Raw genomic sequence first — 22,869 nt, 5'->3', positions numbered from 1 at the left:
AAAAAGCTCGTGGATCCACGACGGTACCGTTGCAAGGGCAACATCCGGCCCTCGGTCCGATCCCCGCATCGCCGACTGGCGTTGGCATATAGTGCTCCTGGCCTCAGACCAGACATCACAACTGCACGCGCAGGCGCAGAGCCTACTGGCACCGACTTGGAGAGCGGACGTGTCTGACAACTGGACTCCCCCTCACGGGTCTTGGGCTTCCTCTGCCGCCAGGCGCCGCAACATGCAGGCCATCCGAAGCCGGGACACCACACCAGAACGCCTGATCCGACGGCTCGTCCATGCACAAGGACTGCGCTACCGGGTCGCTGCCAGGCCCCTTCCGGACCTTCGCCGGACGGCAGACATGGTCTTCCGTCCGGCGAAGGTAGCTGTCTTCATTGATGGTTGCTACTGGCACGGATGCCCTGAGCACTACATACCACCGAAGACGAACTCCGGGTATTGGTCAGAGAAGGTCGTCAAGAACATGACTCGCGACCGGGACACCGACCAACGCCTAGAGGAGGCAGGCTGGCACGTGCTCCGCTTTTGGGAGCATGAATCACCCGGCGACTGCGCTCTGAAGATCATCGCTGAAGTCAGCCGCCTCCGCTCCAAAGAGAGCTGACTGAACAGGAAGCTCGGTGACCGGCTGGATGTCCTCACTGCGCGCGGCTTCCCTTTCTTCCTTTTCGGCTTTCAGCGCTGCTGAGATCATCCGCCCAACAGCTTCTGCGACAGGCGGCGGAAAAGCGTTGCCAACCTGCCGGTAAGCAGCCGTCTTCTTTCCTTCGAAGTGCCAGTTCTGGGGGAATCCCTGAATGATGGCAGCCTGAGCCACGGTGAGCTTGGGTCCGTTCTTAGCGAAGAGGTCGCGGCCAGGGTCAGTCATCTCTTCTGGATCATTTGCGACCCCCAAGCCGCATACCCCAAGATTCGCCCAAGCCTTCTTCGCGCGTGTAGGCCCAAGATCGGCTCCCCCGTGTTTCTTGGAGCCTCCGACGAGAGTAGGGGCCACGCCTTTCTTTGCGTCCTTAAACCATTCCTTATAGGCGCTCTCCCAGCCCGGGTGACCACTCTCCTGGAACCGTTTTCGCATCGTCCGCCATAGAGCGTCGGCTACCGTCTTCGGCTTTTTCAGCTCGGGCTCTACCCACCTGAAATGCTTCGCACCCTCAGGCTTCATCGCTACCAGAATGCTACGCGGGCGCAACTGCGGTACACCGTAGTCCTTCGCCTCCAGCAAACCCCAGAAGCACTTTTTGTACCCCATGGAATCCAGCTCTCCGAGAATCCAGTTCCGGTATTTCTCGAATTTGGCATCCATGAGCCCGCGCACGTTCTCGATCATTACAGCCTTGGGGTCGAACTCGTCAACCATCTCGAGCATCTTGGGAAACAGGTCCCGGTCGTCGTCCTCGCCCAACTGCTTACCGGCAACGGAGAAGGGCGGACACGGAACTCCTCCAGCGAGAAGAGACAAGTTTCCACGCTCAAGCCCCAGTTGCAGTCGCAGCTCGTGTAGATCGATCTTGGTGAGATCCTTATGGAGCACTTTGCAGCCGCTCCACTGGGGATTGCCCGTCACGTTCCGCTCGAGGGTAGCGACCGCGTGCTCATCGATCTCGAGCAGCGCAAGGTGTTTGAACTTGGCGTTATGAAGGCCAACCGCCTGGCCTCCGGCACCCGCACAGATCTCAATCGAGGTGAACTGCCTCTCAGTGCTGGTCATGCACCCTCCCTTACAAGCCCGCCCGGCGGCCACTCTTTGCAGTCCGCCCTCACTGAGGGTGACAGGCCCCACTGACAACGAGACCGGACCAAGTGTGCAACACGCCCCACCCTTCGCTGCAGGCACCCTCCGCCATGCCGAACACTCATACGATATTGCCCATGAAGAGCCCTGCGTGGACCGAAGACGAACTCGTACTGGCCGGAGCGCTCGTCGTGAAGAACGGCTGGCGTGAGCTGAGGACCGGTGACCGGGAGGTGCAGGAGCTGTCCGAGCTGCTGCGCTCTCTGCCGATTCACAGCCCGGAAACGCTGGCCCTTCCCGAGTTCCGGTCGCCGAACAGCGTCAGCCGCAAGACCACGGACTTCGCTACGAACTACGGCCCCTACCCCGGTAGGCCCACTCGGTGCGGCGAGCCCACTCTCCAGATGATCAAGGCGTTCACCGAGCGCGAGTCCGAGATGCTCCAGGCTGCCCAGGCCATCGAAGAGGGCATCGGATCCGGCGAGTTGCATCTCCTCCCCCAGCAGCCTGACGAGGTCGACGACGAAGGATTCACAGCCATCGAGGGACGACTCCTCGTACGCCGGGCACTCGCCCGCGAGCGGGACCCCAAGCTGCGCAAGCAGAAGATCGACCAGGTCCGGAGCGACGGGCGGCCACTCGAGTGTGAGGTCTGCGAATTCGACTTCGCCCGCATCTACGGAGATCTGGGCGAGGGCTACATCGAAGTCCACCACGTCATCCCTCTCCACATCTCCGGAACCCGGAAGACCAAGCTCAAGGACCTCGCGTGCGTGTGCGCCAACTGCCACCGCATGTGCCACAGGAGCCGTCCCGGAGAATCCTGGCGCACTCCAGACGCCCTGCGGGAGGAGATACGGAAGTCCGGGCAGAACGGCGCCCACTAGGCCGCGTCCGCATCAGCTTCGTAGTGCATCTGAGCCCGCTCAAGGATCCCGTCCGGATCACTTCCGCGAGCGGCAGTCCAGTGGAGGAGATCGGCGATCAGCTCCACCGCCGACTCTTCGAGCCCCGTCTCCCTTCTGCCGCCGCGCAGGACAACCCCACCCCAGGCTTCCTGGTAGGTCTCCAGCGCGCTGACGGCCCGTTCGAGCCGTCGGCAGTCGCGGCCGTGATCCAGCGAGACCTCGCACCAGACCGACTTTCCCGCCGCCGACAGGACCGTCCCCCAGTCCACAGCCAGAGCCGCGAGCAAGTGCAGCCCGCGACCGCACTCCTCATCGCAATCGGCAGTCCTCAGGGACGGGATCTCGCGGCTCTTGTCGTGGACCTCGACCCGAAGCCGTTCTCTCTGCACCTCGAGGATCAGAGTTGCCGAAGTGCCCTCCCCCACATGCTTGATGACGTTCGTCGCCAGCTCCGTGACGAGCAGTTCCGCCTCCTCGGCGGCCTCGCGCATTCCCCACTGATCGAGTTGTGCAGCGACGGCTTTGCGGAGCAGGGGCACCTCCGCCGGCTCTGCCTCGAAGGGCAGAACACAGCGGAGTCGGGGTGCGGTGACTTCGTAGCCGGTCATGGCCACTCCTCCCTCCATGCCACGCGCGTGCTGCGCCCGCCGTGTTCACACGACTGCACTGCGTAGCGATCTGTAGAGGAGCATGGCATAGAGAAGTCTCGCCATGTAACTTCTCACTAGAATCTATCGGGTGAATCTGCTGGTACATCAACTTCCGTACTGCCTAGCCTGATTGGCATCTCCGGGCGGGCGCCCGGCGCACACGGAGAGGAATCACATGTCGGTCCGCACCACCACACGGCGCCGTCAGCTGGGCGCGATGATGCGCAAACTTCGGGCTCGCAAGGGGCTGACCCTTGAGGAGGCCGGGCGGCTCGTCGGCGCTTCCAAGGCCACGATCAGCCGGTACGAGACCCAGGCCGGACCGGTCAAGTGGCTGGTGGTGGACGCACTCTGCCGCGAATACGGGGCAACAGATGCCGAACGTACGGCAGTTGTCGGTCTCGCCAAGGACGCCAAGCAGCAGGGCTGGTGGAGTTCCTTCGCCGATTCCATCCCGGAGAGCATGAACTTGCTGCTCACGCTGGAGGACGAGGCCGTACGCGAGGACCACTTCTCCTGCGTCTACGTTCCCGGGCTCCTGCAGACGCGCGGCTACAGCACGGCTCTGCAACAGGCCAACGAAGTACGCCTGGCGCCGACCGAGATCGAGCGGCTCGTGGACATCCGTATGAAGCGGCAGGAGATCCTCACCCGGCCAAAGCCCCCTCGGCTGTGGGCGATTCTCGATGAGTCCGTGATCCGTCGCGTCGTCGGTTCGCCGGACATCATGAAGGAGCAGCTCGACCGGCTCCTCGAAGCGACCGAGTCCACGCACATCACGCTCCAGGTACTTCCGTTCTCCAAAGGGGCCCACGGCGCAGCCCTCGGAAGCTTCGTGATCATCGGAGGCAGCGAACCCACCCTCGACGTCGTGTACGTGGACTTCCACACTGGGTCGCTGTTCCTCGAGAAGGACGAGGAGCTGGAGCGTTACCGACTTGCGTTCGAGTACCTCCGCGCACAAGCGTTGGACATGGAGGCTTCCTCTTCCATGATCCACCGCATCCGCAAGGAGCTATGAATGCCCGCCGCCCCTCAACTCCCTCCGGTCCACGCCTGGTTCAAGTCGTCGTACAGCGGCGCCAACGCAACCGAGTGCGTGGAGGCCGCCTTCGTACCGGCCGGCGTGCTGGTACGGGACTCCAAGCGGCCGGAGGATCCTCACGTCGCGATATCGGCGGAGGCGTGGGGGAGGTTCTTGGCTGCCCGGCTGGGCTAGACCTCTCCGAGGGTGGGCAGTTGGAAAGACTCCGCCGACCAGGCCAGATATCAGAAAGGCTTTCTCCCGCAGCGCCTCGCCCAACTGATCAAGTCCATCGTGAAGGAGTACGCATGATGAACGCTACAGACCCCACTCCCAACCGCACCTCTCCCTGGTTCAAGTCCTCCTACAGCAACGGCGCAGGAGGCGAATGCGTCGAGTGCGCCCACGGCGCGGACGGCGCCCTCGTACGCGACTCCAAGAACGCCGACGGGCCTTTGCTCGCCATCCGTGCGCACGCGTGGGAGGCCTTCGTACGGGCCTTGGGGGCGGCGGAACAGGAGCGCTGAACGCGACACGTGCTCAGTTCAGTGCCTCGATCGCCCTCAGAATCAAGGCCCGCGCATCCGCCCCATAAACCGCCATGCTCCTCAGCTGCTCGAACGCCTTCAGGTACAGCGCGATCTCGGAGGGCTGAGTGATCCTTACCTGGGCGGAGACGAGTTCCACCGATACGAGCTTGTCGTCGTAGACGTGGAACGTCTCTCGGGGCCACTGAGATCGTTCCCGAGTCGCCGACGGGATGATGCCGAGCGATACCTGGGGCAGGGCTCCCACGGTGAGGAGGTAGCCGAGTTGGGCGGCCATGGCCTCCTCGTCGGTAACGCGGTAGTGGAGCGCGGCCTCTTCGACGACGAGGACGAACCGGTGGCCTGGTTCGTGGATCACGCGGGAGCGGTCGACGCGGGCTCGGGCGGCTTCGGCGCTGTCGTCGACGGGGAGTTCACGGAAGTTGGCGCTGATGCCCAGGACGCCGGCCGCGTAGCCCTCGGATTGGAGGAGGCCCGGTACGAGGGATGAGGAGTAGACACGGAACAGTTGGGTCTCGTGGAAGAACTGGGCGGCGCTGTCCTGTAGTTGCTTCAGACCACTGCGGATCTTGTGGCGCCACTCCGTGTACATCGACTCTGCGTGGAGCGACTGCGCGACTAGGTCGTCCTCCTGATCCCTGGCGCCGCAGGCAGTGGTCCACGCTCGGATGTCCTTCGTGGACGGTGCGGTGAGGGCGTTCTCGATGCGCGACGTCTTGGCGTGGTGCCAGCCGCACCGGTCGGCCAGCTCGGTGACCGTCAGCCCCGCCCCCTTGCGGAGGTCACGTAGCCGCCGGGCGACGACTTCGCGCGCGGCCTGAGCGGACGAGGACGGGGATTTGGGCATGAGCCGGCTTGTCCAGTGTGTGCTGTCAGTGGATTTCGTATGCGCTGTGCGGGATGGCCCGCGTCCAGACCGCTTCGAACGCGTCGGCACAGAGCTTCGCCGCGTCGGGGGCGTCGTCCCAGACTTCGCCGCCGAGTGACGAGCCGTCCCCGGCGAAGTGGTTCCAGCGGATGACCTGGTCGTCGAACAGCCAGAAGTCGTTGCCGGGCAGCGCGAGTTCGGAGCAGCGGCGCCGGGGCAGCCAGCGGACTTGTTCGCCGGCGGCGACGTTCGTGAAGGTTCCGTCGTACAGGAAGCCGGTGTACTCGCTGACGGGCTCGGAGATGATGCGCGCCCGCCGGATGACGACGCCTCGGTTCACGGTCTCCTGGACGAGGTCCAGCCACGGTCGCCACCATGAGGCCCGGTCGTCGGGATCGTGGCGATACCCCGCGCGCCAGTCGGCGAACGGGCCTTTCTCGTAGTCGACCGCGTAGGAGTCGCGCATCTCCAGGTGGACGGCGGAGCGTGTGCAGCCTGCGAGCAGGTCAGTGAACGCCGTTGGCACGTTCGACGGCATCGCACGCCTCCCTGATCACGGACACCATCCTGGCGGGGATACGGATCACGGCCTCGTTCTCCGGAATGCCCTTGGCATGGCCCGGCAGCTCGAATGCAGCGCATTCCGCTTCGAGGGCACCGTCGGGCTTCCAACCCTGGAGGACGAGTTCCTTGTTCTCCTGGTCAACCCAGACGGTCGGGCTTTCGTGGTCTCCGGTGTTCGGATCGATCCCGATGAACAGCAGCGGCATGGCGGCCTCCTGTCCGTCCGCCTGAAGCTCCGCCACAACCTGCTCCGCCATCCGGCGCGCTGGCCCCAGTCGAGGATCTTCGGGGTGCGCTCCCGGTTCGAGGATCTTCGAGCAGACGAACAGCGTCATCAACTGGCCGTCCCGGCTCTCGAGGTCACGGCGCCGCTCGTGCCGCATGCGATTGGCCAGGGCCGGGACGGCCAGAGAACTCCCCCACAGCGCAGCCGAGTCCAGCCCTCGCGGCGCACGCCCCCAGTCCTCCCAGTCGAAGAGGCAGAACTTCGGAGCGGTCATGTTCGCCCAGTTCAGGTCCGCGTGGGCAGGAAGCCCGTGCTCAACGGTCGTGTCGAAGTCTCCGGAGAACAAGCTACGGATGGACTCGGTGACCATGGCCTGGGTGATGGGGACGGTGTCCGGCGTAGCGACGCGCGACGTGTCTTGAGCCGCGAGCGCGTCCAGCGACGCGTTGAACGCCCGCCACCAGTCGTCCGGCAGTGTCGGGGCCTCGCTCAGCACTGCCGTGCCGATCGGTGTCCCCGGGAGGAGGTCGGTCTCGTCGGCCCGCCACATCACCGGCTGGTCGGCGTCTCGCCAGACCACACATCCGTGCCATGCAGGCTGAGCGATGCCTTCCAGACGCGAGGCGCACTCAGTGCCGTTCCAGCCCTGTACGCCGATCTTGTCGAGTCCTCGCCGCTCGATGCGTACCCAGGTATCGCGGTCTGTTCGCGCGCCCACCGAGCGGCGTTTACGCACTACCGTGTCCCGGTCCAAGCGGACTCGAAAAGACTGCTCCACGTGCTCGAGAGCGGCATCGATCGGTTCAACTCGCAAGTCGATGGATCGAGTTACAGAAGCCGAGAGCGTCATACAGGGAACGTATCAATCGCCAACCGAAAAGGAGCCCCTGTGAGCCTTGAGCTGCGGCACTACACCGACATCGATCCGGTGCGGCAGACGATCGTGGACATCCATGTCGAGGTCCGTCAGCGCGACTTGGGCCTCACCGGGCCCTTCTACACCGCCGAACGCTTCAACGAGCGCCTGATCAGCCACCGTTCGGAACCCGGCTGGGAAGCGGTCATCGCGTACGACGGCACCGAGCCAGCCGGCTTCGCGTACGCCACTCCGCTCGGCTCCGACACCCGCTGGTGGACAGCCATGACCACCCCGCTGCCCGACGGCTACACGATCGAGACGGGCAAGCGCACGCTCGCGCTGAACGAGATCGTGATCCGGCGCCCGTGGCGCGGCACCGGCCTCGCGCACCGCATCCACGAGGAACTCCTGGCGGGCAGAGGCGAAGAGCGGGTCACCCTGCTGGTCAACCCGACAGCGGGAGACGGCAAAGTGCAGGCCGTGTACGAGCGTTGGGCGTACGAGAAGATCGGCGAGCAACAGCCGTTCCCCGACTCCCCCGTGTTCGCCGCGATGATGCGCGAACCGCTGCACCGGGCGTGACCGTCAGACTCGGGGACAGCTCTGCGGTCCGGTGGTCAGCCGAAGATGAGCTCGACGTCCTTGTCCACGCAGAACTTCATGACAGTGATCAGCCGGCGGACGTCATCGATGCGTCGTTGGACAATGGGATCTCCGCCATCGTGCCGCCGCTCGTCCACGATTGCTTCCAGCCGGGGGAGCATTGCCGCGCATTGGGCGGGTGTGAGGTCGGGGCCGTCGTCGTCTGGATGGTCGAGTAGCGCTGCCAGCGTGCTGGAGACGCTGGTCCATGGACACGCTGGTCCATGGACGGTCTCCGCCGAAGCCGTTCATCTCGGCGAGGGTGAATCCCTCGGCCTGGGCCAGCCACTCCCTGAACATGTTGAAACCGGTGTAGGACCAGGAGATGTCCGGGCTGGTCACGTCGTCGTCTCTGGGGAAGAGCATGAGCCCCATCCCGTCCTCCTTGGCCGGTCGAGTTGTGGGTGTTCCACGGCGTGAGCACTTCTCCTCGTCGTGTTCACACATCGCTCGTTTGAGTACCAGGAGGACATCCTCCCCCTGCGCGTTCGCGCTCTGCGCGACAGGGGGCACGGGCCGCCCACGATGCACGTACATCCCCTGGCTATGCGCGTTCCGCGTTGGGCTGTCCCGACAGCCGCCCAACCCGCGGCAACACCACTTCGCGGGCACGGCCTTGAGACAGCGCCACGTAATCGGATGCTCAAGCCGAACGCTCAAGGGGCCCTGGCCAAGCCGGAAATCCCTCGCCCTCGGCGATTTCTGCCTCGAAATGGGTCTGGGCGCGGTCAAGTGCCTCGTCTGCGTCGCACCCATGCGCTCGCAGCCAGTGAAGGAGGTCCGCGATCACGTCGATCGCGGCCTCCTCCGCGACGGCCACGCTCAGCGTGTTCGGAACTGCTGTGCGCGGGAGTCGAGCGGCGCCGTAGAGCCCGAGCATGGCCTCGGCTCTGGTCACGCGTGCACCGCCGCAGTGTCCGTCAGGGGATGACAGCCCGGTCGCCAGTTCACACCAGGTCACCTTCCGATCGCCACGGAGTTGGACACCCCAGCGTTCGGCGATGGCATCGACGAGGGCCATGCCACGCCCGCCCTCCGAGTCGGAGGCCGCGTGGACGAGGGTGGGCAACGCTCGCGTATCGGGGTCGTGGACCTCGATACGCAGGTGGGTGCCGCTCATCGACACCGCGAGCGTGGTCGGAGTGCCGAGGCCGACGTGCGTGATGACGTTGACGACGAGCTCATTGACGCAGAGTTGGGCGCTGTCAACGAGGCCGTGCAGGGGGAAAAGCGTAGCTGCCGGGAAAGTCGCAGACGCCGACGAGCACTATGCCTCCGGTGTTCCGTCCGCCGAGATACGGCGGAAGCCGAGGTACGGGACGAGTGGTTCAGGCAGGACGATCGAGCCGTCCTCTTGCTGGCCCTGTTCGAGCAGCGCGGCCAGGGTGCGGCCGACCGGGAGACCCGAGCCGTTGAGCGTGGCCACGAGCTTGGGCTTTCCGTCCGCACCGCGGGTGCGGATGTTCGCACGTCGTGCCTGGAAGGTGCCGAAGTTCGAGACCGACGAGATCTCGCGGTAGGTGTTCTGGCTCGGGATCCACACCTCCAGGTCGTAGGTGAGCTGGGCAGAGAAGCCCGTGTCACCTGCGGCGAGGGTGACCACGCGATAGGCGAGGCCCAGCTCCTTCAAGCAGGCCTCGGCGTGGCCGATCGTCTTCTCCAGCTCGGCGTCGGCCGCCTCGGGGTCGCAGATCCGCACCATCTCCACCTTGGTGAACTGGTGTTGGCGGGCCCACCGGCGATTCCCCGGTGGGCACATCCAGCGGATGCCTGTCAGCCGACGAGGCCGACCGAAACCAGGCCGCCGCCCACGGCGACCACCCAGGCGGCCCCGCGCTGCCATCGGGTGACCGTCTCGGGACGGCCACGCGTCGCCATCACCATGACGGAGTTGGCGGCGAACGCCGGGAGCAGAATCCCGAACAGCGCGAAGGTACCGACTGCGGACAGCGTCAGGTCCACCCCTACCGTCAGCGCACCGGCCACCATCGCAGCAGCCGCGAGCCCATAGAGGGCTCCCGAGACGCTCGTGATGTCGTCCTTCTTCAGCGGGGCGGTACTGCGCCGCTTGTAGTGGTTCCAGTGGCGCCGCTCGGTGCCGACCCTCGCCAGGACCATGATCGCCACCTCCACCACCAGGGCGATCACTGCAACGTGCTCGATCGTCATGACGTCACCTCACTTCTTGCACTGTGAGGAGATGGCGGTAATGCCGATGAACGCCTTCACTGCCTCGCGCTCCTTGGAACCAACCCTCTTGCCGTTCACGAACCGCCAGATGATGTTCGCTGTCTTCTTCGCGCCGTACCTCTTGAACAGCAACACGGCACGGGCGACCTTGATGCTGGATCCGGCCGGCAGGAAGGAGATCAGGACGGCGGCGACAGCCGCGCCGCACTTGGCGATGAACTTGGTCTGATCCCACCAGCCCAGGGGGGTCACCATCTGGCTCTGGTTCCCGGCGCCGCGGAGCTGGGCCACGGCGGCGTCGCGTACCTCCTCGTTGGCGAAGACGGGCAACAGAGCAGCCTGAGCAGCAGCGTCGCCGGGGTACGCCGCCTGCACCAGTTGTTCGGCGGTCGGCTTGGCGGGCAGGGCGGTCAGACGAGTCCGGAGAGCGTCGGCGTCCGGAGCGGGCCTGGTCAGGGCTATGTCCAGAGCGGCGGCGAACTGGTCCTCGGTCACTCCGAGTTCAGCTACCCCCTGCGCGAGCACCGTCCCCTGTTCCTGCTCTGCGGGCGTGAAACCCGGGTCTTCCACAGCCAGAGTGCTGCTGACGCCGGCCGGGGACTGCGCCGTCGACTCCGCGGCCTGGACGCCGGTAGCGGTGGTGAACAGCGCACCGGCGGTAACCGCCGCAACGATCATGGCGCTGGTGCGATGGAACACACTGCGCGGCTTGGCGCTAGTGGTCATGTGAGACCCCCCGTCGTGCATGTTCACTTATGCGAGGTGTTGTGCCTCTGTGGTCGCGTTGAACATATGACTCAAGTGAAAGCAACGTGAAGGCTCTTGAGGAAGATCAGAGCTTGCCGATCTACGTGCGACACATCCGGACGGAGGCGGTTCACGCCACGCTGCCAACAAGGGTCACCCGTCCCCGCCGCCGCATTCATAGTTCTCCACGGCGTCGAAGGCGGGACGGTTGCGCTCGCCGTACACCGGGTCCAGGACATCTTTCGCGTTGGCGCCCGGTTTCAAATGGCTCACCGAGGTGTCGATCGCCTTGAGCACCGTACGGAACTCTTCGGCGATGTCCGGCGGCGCGCTCGCCTGCATCAGCTCACCCGTGTCGGCGATCAAGGCGGCCTTCCTCCGTAGCTCTTTGAAGTCCAGCGGCTCCCCTTCAATCGCCGCACCCACTTCGGCGCTGTAGGCAATGACGCTCATCTGGAAGAGCGACAGATCAAGGCAGAAGGGCGGGGTTGGCGTGGCGCTCGGGCGTGCGGTCGATGTGCTGGGCGACGGGCTGGACGGGGCCGGGGCCGATGCCGGTGGCGCAGCGTCCGGGGAACTGGAGCAGCCCGCCGTCATCAGCGCGGCGGCCATCGCGAGGATCCATCTGCGTCGGGCGGTCATGGGCGGAGAGTAGGCGGCGGAGTCCGGGAGGGGTCCCGGCAGCCAAACGTCGGGAGGGGTCCCGGAGTCCCGGTCGGATGATGGTGCGCGGCTGCGGCTTGAGCGGTGGAACCGACGAGGGGAACAGCTATGCCGGTGAAGACAGGGATGAGGCGCGTCGCCGTACTGACGACCGGAGTCGCACTGGCCGTCGGCGGCTGTTCGGCGGGCACGGACGACGGGGGCGATTCGGGGAAGCCCGCGGCGAGTGCCTCGAAGTCGGCGTCGAAGTCCGCTGGGCCGGACCGGGCGCTGGTGAAGTGGGCCGATCAGATGTGTGAGGCCACGGAGCTCTTCGAGACGATGAAGACGGACAGTGCCAACGAGGTCAAAGAGATCACGGATCCGCCCGGGGACGCGCTGGTCCCGCCCGAGGCCACCGCCTACGGCTACCTGTCGGGCACATCGACGTCCTTCGACGAGGTCGTGCGGGAACTCGGCAGGGTACGGCCCTCGGGCATCGCCACTGCGGACCGGCTGCACGAGACCCTGGCCAAGGAGGTCGAGCGGGTCCAACCGGAGGTCTCCGGGCTGGCCGACTCCTTCGGGTTGGAGGATTCGGTCGACCGGGCCGAACGTCTCGGCAAGCTGATCCAGTCCCTGAAGATGCCCGAACCCGACCTGACGGCCGTGGTCGCCAAGGAGCCGGACCTCCAGGCCGCCTACCGCACGGCGCCCAACTGCGCCCCGCCCAAACCTCTGCCCAAGGCCGCGGACGGCACGGACACCTCCGCCTGCAAGGACGGGACCTGCGAGATCCTGGTGACGAAGCAGACGAACATCGCGGTCGCCGCATGGAACCTGCGCGTGTCGCTGACGGAGACCAAGGCCACGGTGCGCAACAACGACCCTGAGGGTGCCACGGGGGAGTTCACGCTGGCCCCCGGCGGAACCGGAACATTCGGCTCGGGCGGCGACCTGCTCACCGTCCATGCCGTCGCCGTCAACGAGGACGGCGCCGTACTCAAGTTCACCTGAAGTGACACGCATACCCGGCCTGCACTGTGCCGGCCTGTCGGCAGTCACTGAGCCACTTCAGGCTTGCTTGCCGGTCGGGGGTCGCCAAGGTCGTGCGCACCATCTTGTGTCCTCATGGGCGGGCAGAACACTGAATATCCGATCCCGGTTGTCAGTGGCGAGTTGAGATTCCCCTTGGCGGCCAAGCCACTTACGTCAGTTCCAGACCGCCGTCGACGGTGAGGACCTGGCCGGTGAGCCACGTGGTGGCTGGGTCAGCCAGGCGCAGGATCCAGGTGGCGACCTCGCGTGGTTCGCCGCGGCGGCCGAGGGGGATACGGGCGGCCTCCTCCTGCTTGATCTGCTCGACGGTCGCCGCGGGCAGCCCGGCCGCGGCCAAGGCCTGGCTCTCGGTCGGCCCGGGAGCGAGGGCGTTGACGCGGATACCGTCGGCGGCGAGTTCCATGGCCCAGCTGCGGGTGAGTTGTTCGAGGGCGGCCTTGGAGGCCGCGTAGTGGGCGGCGGTGGGCAGTGGCCGGTGGCCGTAGGTGCTGGACACGTTCACGATCGCCCCGCGGCCTCGGCGCAGGTGGGGCAGGGCGGCCTGGGCCAGCAGGCTGGGCGCGGTGACGTTGAGGTCGAACAGCTCGGTGATGCCCGCAGCAGTGGTGTCGGCCAGCGGCATCACCTTGGTGGCGCCGGCGTTGTTGACGAGCACGTCCAAGCGGCCCCACCGTTCCGTCGCCACGTCGATCACCTCTTGGGGGGTGTCCGGAGCGCGTAGGTCGGCCGGGTGAACTGCGATTCGGGGTTGCCCGGCGGCGGTCTCCTCCAATGCTTCCTCGCGGCGCCCGACGCCCAGTACCAGGGCTCCGGCGTCGGCGAAGGCTCGCGCGGTCGCACGGCCGATTCCGGATCCGGCGCCGGTGACGATGACGACCTGGCCGGAGTGGTCTGCGGCGGACGGGTCGGCCATGAACCCTCCTTGTTCGATGTTCGTAGAATGACGAACGGCAACGTAGCATGGTCGCCATGAGGCAGGCCCGACACCCCGATCTGACCGAGATCACCTTCATCGCGGTGATGGGCGCGTTCAGCGATCCGATCCGAGTCGGACTGGTACGGCTTCTCGCCGACGGCCGCGAACGCGGATGGGGCGAACTCCGCGCCCCGGTCGCAAAGTCCACCCTCAGTCATCACCTGCGCGTGCTGCGCGACGCGGGCGTCACCCGCACCCGCCAGGAGGGCACCCGCTGCTACGTCGAACTGCGTCGTGACGACCTCGACACCCGCTTCCCCGGTCTGCTGGACGCCGTCCTCGCAGCGGCCGACAGCAACAACGTCGGCGCCGACGTCAGCCTTGCCAGCGACTCACCGGCAGCCTGATCGGGACCGGGCGCCCAAGCGGGCCTCGCGCACCGCGTCCACGGGGAACTCCTTGCGGGCAGAGGCGAGGAGCGGGTCACCCTGCTGGTCAACCCAAAGGCAGGAGACGGCAAGGTCCAAGCCGTATACGAGCGTTGGGAGTACGAGACGATCGGCGAGCAACAGCCGTTCCCCGACTCCCCCGTGTTCGCTGCGATGATGCGCGACCCGCTGCACCGGGTGTGACCGTCAGACTCGGGCAGCACTGGACGTAAGCGTCGCCATGCGACTCAGCGGAGACCGGATGTGATCTCCCGTGCCACAGAGCAGGCAGCGTTCGTGGTCATGCGTCGTTGATGACGCCCAAGCAGCTCGCAACGGCTGAACAGGCATGCCGGTGTGCCTAGCCGCTGCGCACCGCCTGAACGGACCTTCCCGCTTCACCCAGCAGGACCCAGGCCCGACTCATCGCCATGACTGCGGGCCGTGTCCTGCCGAATCCCATCCAGCGGCCGATTTGGACTCAGCCGCCACTCTTGCGTCGGAACGACCGCTGGTTCGCAGCCGGACCGTGCGCGCCGCGGACCTTTGACGCATCGGTGTTCGCAGCCATGTCGGCGGCGTCCGCCTGCATTCCGCGCTTGCGCGCCAGGGCCTCCCGAAACTTGCGCTTCAGGTCGTACTGGCCGTCATCGTCGGGCGAGAGGACAGGGCTCTCGGCGTCAGCTGACTCCGAACCTTCTTGTGATGCAGACTCTTCTGCGGCCATGGTGACCTCCTGGTTCGGGCAGTGGAGAGCACAGCTTGTCATGCCGGACACCGCATGAGACGCCCGCGGTCGGCATCGCCAGCGGCCGTCGCTCGCGACTGTCACGCAGGCGGCCAGGCAGGCCGGCCCGGCACCGGCCGTGGGGAACAGCCACCGGCGCACATGGAGCAGGCACGGTGCGGGGTGCCAGGGCAGAACACCGAATATTCGATCCCGGTTGTCAGGGGCGAGTTGAGATTCCCGTTGGCGGCCACTTGATGGGGAGTCATCGCCAGTGACGCGCGTGGTCATGAAGCCCTGATCGGCATGACCACCCTCATCCAGGGAGGAAATTGACCCTCCTACGCTGGGCGCTTGTTGGGGTTCACTGGCTGCGGCACACCCCAAGACCTCTCGAAGGAACGGCTCGGTATGCACTTCAACCCGGTCGCCGCCCCCGCGGCTCATCAGGGCGCCCGTCTCGTCAGGCTGGCGGCCGCGTCCCTGGCTTCCGCGGTGATGCTCACCTTGTTCTCGACGGGGGCCGCGCAAGCGCATCACGGGTTCGACGACTTCGACACCGATCGCCTCTACTACATAGCGGGTACCGTCTCGCAGGTCCGCTGGGGCGAGCCGCACTCCCACTTCACCGTGACCGTCGACGGAGATCTCCCCGCCGACACCCCCGAGCGCGATCTGCCCGAGGGACTGCGGGACGCCCCCGACAGCGACCCGATCAACGCCGCACCGTCCTTCAGCGGGTCTCACGACGAGTTGGAGGTCACCATCGCGCCGCCGAGCTTCACGGGGATGTGGGGCCTGGACCGCGAACTCGAAGACGGTGAGCGGATTGAAGCCGTCGGTTACGTCGGCAGGAGTCACACCGACGAGTTCCGTCCGGTCGTGTTCTGGTACGAAGAGGGCAAGCCTGTCAACCAGGTGCTCAACGAGGAACTCCCGGCGAAGCCGCTGCCGGTCCCGTATCCGGGGGGCGACGCGGCGTCCGGTGACGCCGACCAGGGTTCCCCGTCGGCCGCAGCGGACTCCGAGGGCACGTCATCGACGACCGTGGTGTGGGCCACGCTCGGGGGCGTACTGGTCGCAGGCATCGCCGGTGGAGCCTTCTACCTGCGACGACGCTCGTCCCGGGCGTGACGGACCCCGTCATGGACAGTGTCTTCTCCTGGTTGGAGGACAGCTGGTTCGCCGAGGCCGTCCGTGGCACGGCCTACCTCTATCCGGTGCTCGAAAGTGTCCACATCATCGGCATCGCCCTCCTCATCGGACCGGCCGCAGCATTCGATCTTCGGCTGCTGGGGCTCGGGCGGCGGACACTGCGGGTGACGACCGCGGCCCACCATCTGCTCCGCCTGTCACACCTCGGCTTCGTGATCGCGGCGGCCACCGGCGTGGCCATGTTCGTGCCTGGCGCCGGCCTCATCGCCGACCGCGGCAGCGCTCCGTGGAAGCTCGGCCTCATCCTGCTCGCAGGCCTGAACATCCTGATCTTCCATCGGCGGACCTACCGCAACGTGGCCGACTGGGACGTAGAGCAGCCGACGCCTGTCGCAGCCCGGCTCGCCGCGGTCGTCTCCCTCACGTCGTGGTCGGGAGTCACGATCGCGGGAAGGCTCCTGGCCTACACCTGACGCCGCCACAGCGGCACGCCGCACCGCGGCCGCGACCGCCAGTCCTGCTGACGCGCTCGGCCTGCTCCCCCCCAACCCCGCTCCATTCCGGCCGGGTTGGTCAGCGTTGTGGCTCGATAACGTGAACCCCAACCACGTGAGGAGTCAGAACGCATGAAGCCGAAAACCGTCGTCCTCTCGCTCCCGGTCGCCGACCTCGAGCGGTCCCTGCGCTTCTACCGGGACGGACTCGGTCTGTCCACGGAAGGCATCGACGGAGGCGCCATCCTCTTCGAGTTGCCGAACCTGTCGCTCTTTCTGATCGAGCGCGAGGAGTACGGGACGTACACCGAGCGTGCCGGTGTCGGCACTCCCGGCGCTGCCGTGCCGGGCGCCTGTGTCATCTCCTGTGCCATCGGCAGCAAGGCGGAAGTCGACGACACCCTCGCCCGGGCCGTGGCGGCGGGCGGGGCGGTTCCCAAGCCCGCGGGCACCTATGACGGGTCGTACATGGGTTACTTCACCGACGCTGATGGGCACTTGTGGGAGCTGGTTTTCAACGCCCAGACGCAGTCGGCTCCAACACCCGAGTAACGCCGCGACGGCCGGGCACGGGGTGCTCGTAACTGCCGTGCAGCGCCCCGGTGTTGGCTGGGGACGTAGTGGTGGAAGGTGACTCCCCGTCCTACGTTGGGGGGACGCGTACACCATGGGAGTGGCTATGACTGACGGGGCGACAGACCCTGCGCAGCGGGCGTTGTCCAAGATCGACACTTCGGCGCCGCAGTCGGCGCGGATCTGGAACTACTGGCTGGGCGGCAAGGACAACTACGAGGTGGACCGGGCGGCCGGGGACGCGTTCAAGGAGCTGTTTCCGGGGATTGAGGAGGAGGCCCGGGCCAGCAGGTACTTCCTTGTGCGGGCGGTGCGGTTTCTGGCGGGAGAGCGGGGGATCCGGCAGTTCCTCGATGTCGGGACCGGGCTGCCCACCGTGGACAACACCCATGAGGTGGCGCAGCGGGTGGCCCCCGACGCGCGGGTCGTGTACGTCGACAACGATCCGCTCGTACTGGCCCACGCCCAGGCCCTGCTCACCAGCACCACGCCCGAGGGGAGCACCCTGTACATCGACGCCGATCTGCGGGAGCCGGAGCGGATCCTGGAGGCGGCCAGGGAGGCCTTGGACTTCACCCGGCCCGTCGCGCTGATGCTGATGGGCATCCTGGGGCTTGTCGAGGACCACGAGGAGGCCTGCTCGATCGTACGGCGGCTGATGGCGGGCCTGCCGTCCGGCAGTTACCTGGTGCACTACGACGGGGGCAACACCAACGAGGTCTACAACGAGGCCACCCGGCGCTACAACGAGATCAGCGGCGCCCCGTACATCCTCCGCAGCCCCGAGCAGATCGCCCGTTACTACGACGGGCTGGAGTTGGTGGAACCAGGGGTGGTCTCGTGCTCGCGGTGGCGGCTCGACTTCGCTGACGATGGCGGGGGCGGTGCCGGTGGCGGTGATGGCGACGGTACGGGTGGGCTGCCGCCGGAGGTGAACGAGTACGGCGGGGTTGCGCGCAAGCCCTGACACCGGGGCGTACGAAGGCATACGAGGACTCGAGGTCGTACGAGGTCTCGAGGTCGTACGAGGTCTCGGGTGATGCGGAGTAGGCGGGGCCGGCTTGCGCGACCATTCGGCGGGCACCGAAATCTCACCCGTCTAATGTCGGCTGCATGAAGATCTCCTCCGGCCCCGGACGTCGACGAACAGGGCCCATACCGGCGGCAGCGACTGCGACAGCGGCAGTGACTGCAGTAGCGACTGCCGCAGCTGTCATCGCCGTCGGCGGAGCCTCCGCGTGACGCCAGTCGAGATGTTCGCCGTGTTCGGCGCCGGTGTGAGCGCCGGTGCCATCAATACCGTGGTCGGTTCGGGGACGCTGATCACCTTTCCCGTTCTGCTCGCCACCGGGCTCTCGCCCGTCACCGCCACGGTTTCCAACGCGCTCGGCCTGGTCCCCGGCGCCATCAGCGGCGTCATCGGCTATCGCAAGGAACTCGTCGGACAGGGCCGACGCGTTCTGAAGCTCGGCGTCGGGGCTGTGCTGGGCGGCGTCACCGGCGCCGCCCTGCTGCTGGCCCTGCCCAGCACGGCGTTCGAGACGATCGTGCCGGTTCTGGTGGGCTTCGCCCTCGTTCTGGTCGTGGTTCAGCCGCTGATCAGCAAGCGGGTCCGCCGCGACGCACCGGGCGAGACCAAGCGTCGCGACGGTGGCCCGCTGCTGTTCATCGGTCTGACGCTGGCCAGCGTCTACGGCGGCTACTTCTCCGCCGCCCAGGGAATCATCTACATGTCCCTGATGGGCATCCTCCTCGACGAGAAGCTGCAGCGCCTCGTCGCCGTCAAGAACGTACTGGCCGGCATCGTGAACACGGTCGCCGCCCTGTTCTTCCTCTTCGTAGCGGACTTCGACTGGACCGCCGTCGTGCTCATCGCGGCCGGTTCCGCGCTCGGCGGCCAACTCGGAGCCAAGGTGGGCCGCCGCTTCAGTCCCGCGGTGCTGCGAGCGCTGATCGTGACGATCGGAGTCGTCTCCATCGTCCAGCTACTGCTCCGCTGACGGGTCTCAGGCGACTGTTGCCTCGATGACCGAGTACGGAGTCGACGTCGGTACGACCCTGTCGTGCTCTCTTCTTGAAGCCCGTCGGGGACAACGGACTGATCGAACAGTCGATGGTCGGGTGGCGGCGATACCGCGGGGCGCACGAGGTTTGTCCGCATTTATGCGGACCGGACCCGGAACCGCCCTGGTTTTGCTCCCCCCGCCGAAGCTTAGGAAGGTCGGCGCAGCACGACCTTGAACCACAGCGGCATCAGGACGGAACATCCGCGCCACGAGACAACGTTGTCGGGGTGCATGGAGGTAGACGATGAACAACGCTGCACCGAAGACCGAGGGGTCGCGCGGGGCGTTCTTACTGGATTCGACCCGCGCGGGCGCCGGGCCACGCGGGTTCGACGCGTTACGGCACGCATGGGAGACGCAGATCGGCGATGTCTTCCGACTGCCGAGCTTCAGTCCGGCCACGATCGGTGACCTCCGGGTCAAGGGCCGCGCCGCCAAGGTGCGCGACGTGGCCATCTCGGATGTCCGCAGTGCGTCGGCCCTCTCGGGCACCCCGGGTGACGATCACGATGCGGTGGTGATGCACGTGGTGCGGCGCGGGACATGGACGTTGGACGACCCGCCCGATCGCGGCGAACACACGGTTTCGGCCGGGCAGTTCCGTATCCGGCACTTCGGACGGCCCTATGCGTTCGAGACGGCGCCGCACACGACGACGAAGATCCTCGCTCTGCCCGCCGCGAGGCTCAGCCCCGTCCTCGGGAACCGGATCATCACCGGTCCGGCGGACTCGCCCGAGGTGCGCCTGCTGGTGGCCCACACGAACATGGTCCACGCGACCATCGACGATCTCGGCCCGGCCGGTGTGCACGCCGCTCACAGCGCCCTGATCGAGCTGGCCAAGGCGGTGGTGCAGGGGCAATTCGACGATGCGGAGCCCCGGTTGGCCCCCGCACTCGCCCAGGCCGCGAAGGACCTGGCCAACAGCCATCTCGCCGATCCCGAGCTGTCCCCGGCGATGCTGGCGCGTCAACTCAACGTCTCCGTACGCACTTTGCAGCGGGCGTTCGCCGCGTCGGGAGAGTCGGTGTCCGCCTACATCCGCCAACGGCGCCTGGAAGAAGCCCGCCTCGCCCTCACCGCCCCCTCCGGCCGGTGGACCATCTCCGAACTCGCCGCCCACTGGCATTTCTCCGACAGCAGCCACTTCATCCGCGCCTTCAAGAAGCAGTACGGCCAGACACCCGCCGACTACGCAGCCTCGACCAGGCCCGCCAAAACCTGACCCGGCCCTGACGGTCACGTGTCGGCGTCCGGCCACGCACCCGGCGCCCCCCTCCTTCGCCACCGCACTAAAGCTCCGCCTCTCCCCACGAAGTCACCCGCACCTCGTCGCCCACGGACAGCTTCCCCGGCCGGAGTACGGCGTACTTCGTGCCGAAGGCCACGCCGCCCCCGCCCGAGGCGGCTCGGCGGTAGCTCGCGAGGGTGCGGAGGGGTTCGGGGCCGGTCCTCGTGCCGGTTTCCTGGTCGACCAGGGTGACGGCGCAGCGGATGGCGAGCTTGGTGTAGCCGAGTTCCGTATCGGCGATGGTGATCCGGCGGACGCGGTCCTCGGTGTGGGGGTCGCCCCAGCCGCCGATGACGATGTTCGGGCGGAAACGGTCCATGGGGAGAGCATCGCCGCCGCTCTCGGTCAGCCGTCCGTTCAGCAGGTCGAGGGTCGACCGTGACAGGACGTGGACGGCGCTGCTGTCGGCGTAACCGGAGGTACCGGGGACCTGGCCGTCGGTGACTCGGTCGTGCTCGGGCGGTACGCGTACCAGACGGCTCGGCGCGCCGAGGACTTCGGTCAGCCACGCGGCGGCTTCGTCGCCCTGGTCGATCCCCGTGAACGGCGCGCCGAACAGGTCCACGTCCCGGCGCGGACCGGATGTGTCCACGCCGATGTCCAGCGCGTACGGGTGACCGGGCGCGCGGAGGCTGAGCCGTTCCCCATCAGGGCTGATCCCGGGGCGGATCAACGCCAGCCGCGGCCAGCGCCGCTGCGTGCGGTACACGCCTTCCTCACTGGTGACCATGAAGCTCCGGTCGTGCGCAAGCCCCGCGGACGTCAGCACCGCGTCATGCGCCGAGACGCCGGCGCATCCCTTGACTGGGTAATACGACAGCTCTACGACTCTGGCCACGTGCTCCCCTTATCTCGTACGCCGTTCATGCCGTGCGTCGTTCACGCCGTACGTCCTTCACGCCGTACGTCCTTCACGCCGTGCGTCATTCACGCCGTGCGTCATTCACGCCGTGCGTCCTTCATGCCGCGCCCCGTGCCAGAAAGCCCCGCACCGCTTCGTACAGCCTCTCCGGCTGATCCAAGTGAACGTCATGCCCCGCGTCCTCGATGACCGCGGTCTCGATCGTCGTCGACGCCGACGCCGACACCGGGCGTCGAGTACGCATCTCCGCCGGCTCCGACGCCGGCATCGTGCCTTGTGCGCCGCGTATGACGAAGGTGGGGCAGTGGACTTGTTCCCACTCAGCCCAGTACGAGCGCTCGGCGAGTTCCGCGACCGCGGCCACCATCATGTCCTTGTCCACGAAGGGCACCGGGGACTTGTCCAGCCAACTGGCTATCTCTGTCGGCAGGTTGGGGTTCGGGCCGGACGGGCCCGCCTCGATCAGGATCAGGGTGTCGATGAGGTGCGGGTGGGCCGCCGCGGTGAGGAACGCCGTGTGGCCGCCCAGGGACTGGCCCACCAGCGTTACCGGGGGCAGGGAAAGGTGCTCGATCACGGCCACCGCGTCCGCCAGGTTGGACGCTCTCGTCATGTCCCGTGGGCGGCGGGTGCTGGCGGCGTGGCCTCGGCCGTCGTACCTCACCACCCGGTGGCCATCCACCAGGAGTCGCGCCGCCAGGTCGTCCCACTCCCCCATGTGGCCTGCCAGCCCATGCAGGAGGAGGAGCGGGGGTGACGGGCTTGACGGGCTGGAGCCGCCTTGGGTGTCGCTGTACGCGATGAGGGTGCCGTCGGGGGTGGTGACGTGGCCGTCCGCCCGTGCGTCCCTGGGTGAGTCCGCCACCGGCATGCGCTCCCCCGTCCACTCGCTCCCCAGCGAGTCTGCGCATGCCCTCTCCGCGTCAACAACTCATTTAGCGCGGCGCCAGCTCCGCCCGGCCGAACAACAGGGCGTACCCGGGCGGGAGTTGGCGAAGGATGCGGACCACGAGGTCGTCTCCCACCATCGACGCGAGGACGCTCAGTACGGAGCTGACGTCCCAGCGGGCCGTTGCGGGGGTCGCTCCCTCGATGCGGGCGGCGACGTTGTCCACGAACTCGGCTGCCGTGAGCTGGCGGGTGGCCGGGATCTGGGAGGCGATGACCATGGCCGCCTCCTCGGGCAGGCGGCGTGCCAGGTCGACGCGTTCGTCGCCGATCACGTGGCCGCCGAGGGCGGACAGCACGATGCGGGTGACGCGTTCGGCCTCCGCCGCGGTGGTGTACTGGCCGGATTCCCGTACGGCGTCGATCAGGCGATCCCAGCCGCTCGCGGTCGCGGTTCTCGCCGTCCCGGTCGGTCCCGTCGCTCCCGTCGGCCTGGTCATGGTCGTCGTCCCCATCGATCCCATCGATCCCATCGATCCCGTCGGCCTCGTCGTCACGGTCATCATGGTCGTCCCCCTCGTCACGCCTACTTGTCCTCCGTCTCGTCTCAGGGCATGGGCTCCGCCCCGCGGGCGAACCCACGGGGCGGTACGGCACGCGGCCGTCGCGTTCTGTCTGTTGCCCTCTGTTGCCCTCTGTTGCCGTCAGTTGCCTTCTGCTGCCGTCAGTGCCGCCGGCTGCTCAGCCAGCCGGTCAGCCGGTCAGGCGGTCAGGCGGTCAGGCGGTCAGCCAGTC

Annotated in this window: 30 protein-coding genes and 2 pseudogenes; 15 read left to right on the top strand and 17 right to left on the bottom strand. The window is 66.9% G+C overall.

All coding sequences use genetic code 11. The features are described 5' to 3' along the window. The first annotated feature begins 169 nt into the window (after positions 1–169). Positions 170–619 carry a very short patch repair endonuclease gene (locus OHT21_RS29515; protein ID WP_328774266.1) on the top strand — a complete coding sequence of 150 codons (450 nt, stop codon included), beginning with the start codon at positions 170–172 and terminating at the stop codon, positions 617–619. On the opposite strand, the gene OHT21_RS29510 is transcribed toward OHT21_RS29515, so the two are convergent. Beyond that, on the bottom strand, positions 554–1,723 hold the full coding sequence (locus OHT21_RS29510) for a DNA cytosine methyltransferase (RefSeq protein ID WP_328771315.1): 1,170 nt from the start codon (positions 1,721–1,723) through the stop codon (positions 554–556). The two genes, OHT21_RS29515 and OHT21_RS29510, sit on opposite strands and share 66 nt — an antisense overlap. 161 nt (positions 1,724–1,884) lie before the next feature. Between OHT21_RS29510 and OHT21_RS29505 the strand changes: the two genes are divergently transcribed. Continuing rightward, the gene (locus tag OHT21_RS29505) at positions 1,885–2,634 is read left to right on the top strand and encodes an HNH endonuclease (protein WP_328771314.1); all 750 of its coding nucleotides are present in this window, start codon (positions 1,885–1,887) and stop codon (positions 2,632–2,634) included. On the opposite strand, the gene OHT21_RS29500 is transcribed toward OHT21_RS29505, so the two are convergent. Then, complete coding sequence (locus OHT21_RS29500) at positions 2,631–3,263, bottom strand: ATP-binding protein (protein WP_328771313.1); 633 nt, start codon at positions 3,261–3,263, stop codon at positions 2,631–2,633. The two genes, OHT21_RS29505 and OHT21_RS29500, sit on opposite strands and share 4 nt — an antisense overlap. 217 nt (positions 3,264–3,480) lie before the next feature. Here OHT21_RS29500 and OHT21_RS29495 point away from each other — a divergent pair, with 217 nt between their 5' ends. The 3 genes from OHT21_RS29495 (at position 3,481) to OHT21_RS29485 (ending at position 4,856) form a co-directional block, all read left to right on the top strand. Next, positions 3,481–4,326: a helix-turn-helix domain-containing protein gene (locus OHT21_RS29495; protein WP_328771312.1), complete on the top strand. Its 846-nt coding sequence runs from the start codon at positions 3,481–3,483 to the stop codon at positions 4,324–4,326. Then, a complete protein-coding gene (locus OHT21_RS29490) occupies positions 4,327–4,524 on the top strand; it encodes a DUF397 domain-containing protein (RefSeq protein ID WP_328771311.1) in 198 nt (65 codons plus the stop codon). It abuts the gene before it with no gap. A 113-nt stretch (positions 4,525–4,637) separates the two neighbouring features. Beyond that, positions 4,638–4,856 carry a DUF397 domain-containing protein gene (locus OHT21_RS29485; protein ID WP_328771310.1) on the top strand — a complete coding sequence of 73 codons (219 nt, stop codon included), beginning with the start codon at positions 4,638–4,640 and terminating at the stop codon, positions 4,854–4,856. A 13-nt stretch (positions 4,857–4,869) separates the two neighbouring features. Here OHT21_RS29485 and OHT21_RS29480 read toward each other — a convergent pair whose 3' ends face one another. From OHT21_RS29480 to OHT21_RS29465, 4 genes and pseudogenes are all read right to left on the bottom strand, one after another. Beyond that, positions 4,870–5,724 (bottom strand): helix-turn-helix domain-containing protein, encoded by an 855-nt coding sequence (locus OHT21_RS29480; RefSeq protein ID WP_328771309.1) that lies wholly within the window; start codon positions 5,722–5,724, stop codon positions 4,870–4,872. Positions 5,725–5,749: 25 nt separating this feature from the next. Continuing rightward, positions 5,750–6,283 carry a DUF6879 family protein gene (locus OHT21_RS29475; protein ID WP_328771308.1) on the bottom strand — a complete coding sequence of 178 codons (534 nt, stop codon included), beginning with the start codon at positions 6,281–6,283 and terminating at the stop codon, positions 5,750–5,752. Continuing rightward, positions 6,252–6,515 carry a hypothetical protein gene (locus tag OHT21_RS29470; RefSeq protein ID WP_328774265.1) on the bottom strand — a complete coding sequence of 88 codons (264 nt, stop codon included), beginning with the start codon at positions 6,513–6,515 and terminating at the stop codon, positions 6,252–6,254. Before OHT21_RS29470 ends, OHT21_RS29475 begins: the two co-directional genes overlap by 32 nt. A gap of 15 nt (positions 6,516–6,530) precedes the next feature. After that, positions 6,531–7,385, bottom strand: a pseudogene (locus OHT21_RS29465) (hypothetical protein); the annotation flags it as partial. Positions 7,386–7,424: 39 nt separating this feature from the next. Here OHT21_RS29465 and OHT21_RS29460 point away from each other — a divergent pair. Next, positions 7,425–7,976, top strand: coding sequence for an N-acetyltransferase (locus OHT21_RS29460; RefSeq protein WP_328771307.1), 552 nt, complete (start codon positions 7,425–7,427; stop codon positions 7,974–7,976). 35 nt (positions 7,977–8,011) lie between these two features. Here the strand turns inward: OHT21_RS29460 and OHT21_RS29455 are convergent, their stop codons facing one another. From OHT21_RS29455 to OHT21_RS29430, 6 genes and pseudogenes are all read right to left on the bottom strand, one after another. Then, on the bottom strand, positions 8,012–8,158 hold the full coding sequence (locus tag OHT21_RS29455; RefSeq protein ID WP_328771306.1) for a hypothetical protein: 147 nt from the start codon (positions 8,156–8,158) through the stop codon (positions 8,012–8,014). 521 nt (positions 8,159–8,679) lie between these two features. Further along, complete coding sequence (locus OHT21_RS29450; protein WP_328774264.1) at positions 8,680–9,258, bottom strand: ATP-binding protein; 579 nt, start codon at positions 9,256–9,258, stop codon at positions 8,680–8,682. 45 nt (positions 9,259–9,303) lie between these two features. Continuing rightward, positions 9,304–9,765: pseudogene (locus OHT21_RS29445) on the bottom strand (aminoacyl--tRNA ligase-related protein); the annotation flags it as partial. A gap of 44 nt (positions 9,766–9,809) precedes the next feature. Next, positions 9,810–10,205, bottom strand: a complete 396-nt coding sequence (locus OHT21_RS29440; protein WP_328771305.1) for a hypothetical protein — start codon at positions 10,203–10,205, stop codon at positions 9,810–9,812. Positions 10,206–10,214: 9 nt separating this feature from the next. Next, the gene (locus OHT21_RS29435; RefSeq protein WP_328771304.1) at positions 10,215–10,952 is read right to left on the bottom strand and encodes a hypothetical protein; all 738 of its coding nucleotides are present in this window, start codon (positions 10,950–10,952) and stop codon (positions 10,215–10,217) included. A 174-nt stretch (positions 10,953–11,126) separates the two neighbouring features. Next, positions 11,127–11,426, bottom strand: coding sequence for a hypothetical protein (locus OHT21_RS29430; protein ID WP_328771303.1), 300 nt, complete (start codon positions 11,424–11,426; stop codon positions 11,127–11,129). Here OHT21_RS29430 and OHT21_RS29425 point away from each other — a divergent pair. Further along, a complete protein-coding gene (locus tag OHT21_RS29425) occupies positions 11,416–11,628 on the top strand; it encodes a hypothetical protein (protein ID WP_328771302.1) in 213 nt (70 codons plus the stop codon). The two genes, OHT21_RS29430 and OHT21_RS29425, sit on opposite strands and share 11 nt — an antisense overlap. Before the next feature lie 116 nt (positions 11,629–11,744). Then, positions 11,745–12,632, top strand: coding sequence for a hypothetical protein (locus tag OHT21_RS29420; RefSeq protein WP_328771301.1), 888 nt, complete (start codon positions 11,745–11,747; stop codon positions 12,630–12,632). Between the two features lie 190 nt (positions 12,633–12,822). On the opposite strand, the gene OHT21_RS29415 is transcribed toward OHT21_RS29420, so the two are convergent. Then, positions 12,823–13,587, bottom strand: coding sequence for an SDR family NAD(P)-dependent oxidoreductase (locus OHT21_RS29415; RefSeq protein WP_328771300.1), 765 nt, complete (start codon positions 13,585–13,587; stop codon positions 12,823–12,825). A gap of 56 nt (positions 13,588–13,643) precedes the next feature. On the opposite strand from OHT21_RS29415, the gene OHT21_RS29410 reads away from it, so the two are divergent. After that, on the top strand, positions 13,644–13,997 hold the full coding sequence (locus tag OHT21_RS29410; RefSeq protein WP_328771299.1) for an ArsR/SmtB family transcription factor: 354 nt from the start codon (positions 13,644–13,646) through the stop codon (positions 13,995–13,997). A gap of 502 nt (positions 13,998–14,499) precedes the next feature. On the opposite strand, the gene OHT21_RS29405 is transcribed toward OHT21_RS29410, so the two are convergent. Further along, positions 14,500–14,745, bottom strand: coding sequence for a DUF5302 domain-containing protein (locus OHT21_RS29405; RefSeq protein WP_328771298.1), 246 nt, complete (start codon positions 14,743–14,745; stop codon positions 14,500–14,502). Between the two features lie 354 nt (positions 14,746–15,099). Here OHT21_RS29405 and OHT21_RS29400 point away from each other — a divergent pair, with 354 nt between their 5' ends. The 6 genes from OHT21_RS29400 (at position 15,100) to OHT21_RS29375 (ending at position 20,258) form a co-directional block, all read left to right on the top strand. Beyond that, positions 15,100–15,879: a DUF6152 family protein gene (locus tag OHT21_RS29400; protein WP_328771297.1), complete on the top strand. Its 780-nt coding sequence runs from the start codon at positions 15,100–15,102 to the stop codon at positions 15,877–15,879. Beyond that, entirely contained in the window at positions 15,876–16,373 is a 498-nt protein-coding gene (locus OHT21_RS29395) for a hypothetical protein (RefSeq protein ID WP_328771296.1), read from the top strand. Before OHT21_RS29400 ends, OHT21_RS29395 begins: the two co-directional genes overlap by 4 nt. Positions 16,374–16,526: 153 nt before the next feature. After that, positions 16,527–16,946, top strand: a complete 420-nt coding sequence (locus tag OHT21_RS29390) for a VOC family protein (RefSeq protein ID WP_328771295.1) — start codon at positions 16,527–16,529, stop codon at positions 16,944–16,946. Positions 16,947–17,073: 127 nt separating this feature from the next. Next, a complete protein-coding gene (locus OHT21_RS29385; RefSeq protein WP_328771294.1) occupies positions 17,074–17,934 on the top strand; it encodes an SAM-dependent methyltransferase in 861 nt (286 codons plus the stop codon). Between the two features lie 286 nt (positions 17,935–18,220). Then, positions 18,221–18,967: a sulfite exporter TauE/SafE family protein gene (locus tag OHT21_RS29380; RefSeq protein WP_443050678.1), complete on the top strand. Its 747-nt coding sequence runs from the start codon at positions 18,221–18,223 to the stop codon at positions 18,965–18,967. 310 nt (positions 18,968–19,277) lie between these two features. After that, positions 19,278–20,258: a helix-turn-helix domain-containing protein gene (locus OHT21_RS29375; protein ID WP_328771292.1), complete on the top strand. Its 981-nt coding sequence runs from the start codon at positions 19,278–19,280 to the stop codon at positions 20,256–20,258. A gap of 67 nt (positions 20,259–20,325) precedes the next feature. Here OHT21_RS29375 and OHT21_RS29370 read toward each other — a convergent pair whose 3' ends face one another. From OHT21_RS29370 to OHT21_RS29360, 3 genes are all read right to left on the bottom strand, one after another. Beyond that, positions 20,326–21,162: an MOSC domain-containing protein gene (locus OHT21_RS29370; protein WP_328771291.1), complete on the bottom strand. Its 837-nt coding sequence runs from the start codon at positions 21,160–21,162 to the stop codon at positions 20,326–20,328. Positions 21,163–21,283: 121 nt separating this feature from the next. After that, positions 21,284–22,051 carry an alpha/beta fold hydrolase gene (locus tag OHT21_RS29365; RefSeq protein WP_328771290.1) on the bottom strand — a complete coding sequence of 256 codons (768 nt, stop codon included), beginning with the start codon at positions 22,049–22,051 and terminating at the stop codon, positions 21,284–21,286. A gap of 70 nt (positions 22,052–22,121) precedes the next feature. Then, a complete protein-coding gene (locus tag OHT21_RS29360) occupies positions 22,122–22,574 on the bottom strand; it encodes a DUF2267 domain-containing protein (RefSeq protein ID WP_328771289.1) in 453 nt (150 codons plus the stop codon). Between the last annotated feature and the right edge of the window lie 295 nt (positions 22,575–22,869).

It is taken from the genome of Streptomyces sp. NBC_00286 (genome assembly GCF_036173125.1).
Classification (GTDB): domain Bacteria; phylum Actinomycetota; class Actinomycetes; order Streptomycetales; family Streptomycetaceae; genus Streptomyces.
The sequence above is the reverse complement of the archived record's forward strand: the minus strand, read 5'-3'. Positions and strand labels throughout refer to the sequence as shown.

Coding starts and splice junctions, on each gene's coding strand:
- OHT21_RS29510 (WP_328771315.1), bottom strand. CDS start 1,723: ATGACCAGCACTGAGAGGCAGTTCACCTCGATTGAGATCTGTGCGGGT.
- OHT21_RS29505 (WP_328771314.1), top strand. CDS start 1,885: ATGAAGAGCCCTGCGTGGACCGAAGACGAACTCGTACTGGCCGGAGCG.
- OHT21_RS29500 (WP_328771313.1), bottom strand. CDS start 3,263: ATGACCGGCTACGAAGTCACCGCACCCCGACTCCGCTGTGTTCTGCCC.
- OHT21_RS29495 (WP_328771312.1), top strand. CDS start 3,481: ATGTCGGTCCGCACCACCACACGGCGCCGTCAGCTGGGCGCGATGATG.
- OHT21_RS29490 (WP_328771311.1), top strand. CDS start 4,327: ATGCCCGCCGCCCCTCAACTCCCTCCGGTCCACGCCTGGTTCAAGTCG.
- OHT21_RS29485 (WP_328771310.1), top strand. CDS start 4,638: ATGATGAACGCTACAGACCCCACTCCCAACCGCACCTCTCCCTGGTTC.
- OHT21_RS29480 (WP_328771309.1), bottom strand. CDS start 5,724: ATGCCCAAATCCCCGTCCTCGTCCGCTCAGGCCGCGCGCGAAGTCGTC.
- OHT21_RS29475 (WP_328771308.1), bottom strand. CDS start 6,283: ATGCCGTCGAACGTGCCAACGGCGTTCACTGACCTGCTCGCAGGCTGC.
- OHT21_RS29470 (WP_328774265.1), bottom strand. CDS start 6,515: ATGCCGCTGCTGTTCATCGGGATCGATCCGAACACCGGAGACCACGAA.
- OHT21_RS29455 (WP_328771306.1), bottom strand. CDS start 8,158: ATGCTCCCCCGGCTGGAAGCAATCGTGGACGAGCGGCGGCACGATGGC.
- OHT21_RS29440 (WP_328771305.1), bottom strand. CDS start 10,205: ATGACGATCGAGCACGTTGCAGTGATCGCCCTGGTGGTGGAGGTGGCG.
- OHT21_RS29435 (WP_328771304.1), bottom strand. CDS start 10,952: ATGACCACTAGCGCCAAGCCGCGCAGTGTGTTCCATCGCACCAGCGCC.
- OHT21_RS29425 (WP_328771302.1), top strand. CDS start 11,416: ATGACGCTCATCTGGAAGAGCGACAGATCAAGGCAGAAGGGCGGGGTT.
- OHT21_RS29430 (WP_328771303.1), bottom strand. CDS start 11,426: ATGAGCGTCATTGCCTACAGCGCCGAAGTGGGTGCGGCGATTGAAGGG.
- OHT21_RS29420 (WP_328771301.1), top strand. CDS start 11,745: ATGCCGGTGAAGACAGGGATGAGGCGCGTCGCCGTACTGACGACCGGA.
- OHT21_RS29415 (WP_328771300.1), bottom strand. CDS start 13,587: ATGGCCGACCCGTCCGCCGCAGACCACTCCGGCCAGGTCGTCATCGTC.
- OHT21_RS29410 (WP_328771299.1), top strand. CDS start 13,644: ATGAGGCAGGCCCGACACCCCGATCTGACCGAGATCACCTTCATCGCG.
- OHT21_RS29405 (WP_328771298.1), bottom strand. CDS start 14,745: ATGGCCGCAGAAGAGTCTGCATCACAAGAAGGTTCGGAGTCAGCTGAC.
- OHT21_RS29390 (WP_328771295.1), top strand. CDS start 16,527: ATGAAGCCGAAAACCGTCGTCCTCTCGCTCCCGGTCGCCGACCTCGAG.
- OHT21_RS29385 (WP_328771294.1), top strand. CDS start 17,074: ATGACTGACGGGGCGACAGACCCTGCGCAGCGGGCGTTGTCCAAGATC.
- OHT21_RS29380 (WP_443050678.1), top strand. CDS start 18,221: ATGTTCGCCGTGTTCGGCGCCGGTGTGAGCGCCGGTGCCATCAATACC.
- OHT21_RS29375 (WP_328771292.1), top strand. CDS start 19,278: ATGAACAACGCTGCACCGAAGACCGAGGGGTCGCGCGGGGCGTTCTTA.
- OHT21_RS29360 (WP_328771289.1), bottom strand. CDS start 22,574: ATGACCAGGCCGACGGGAGCGACGGGACCGACCGGGACGGCGAGAACC.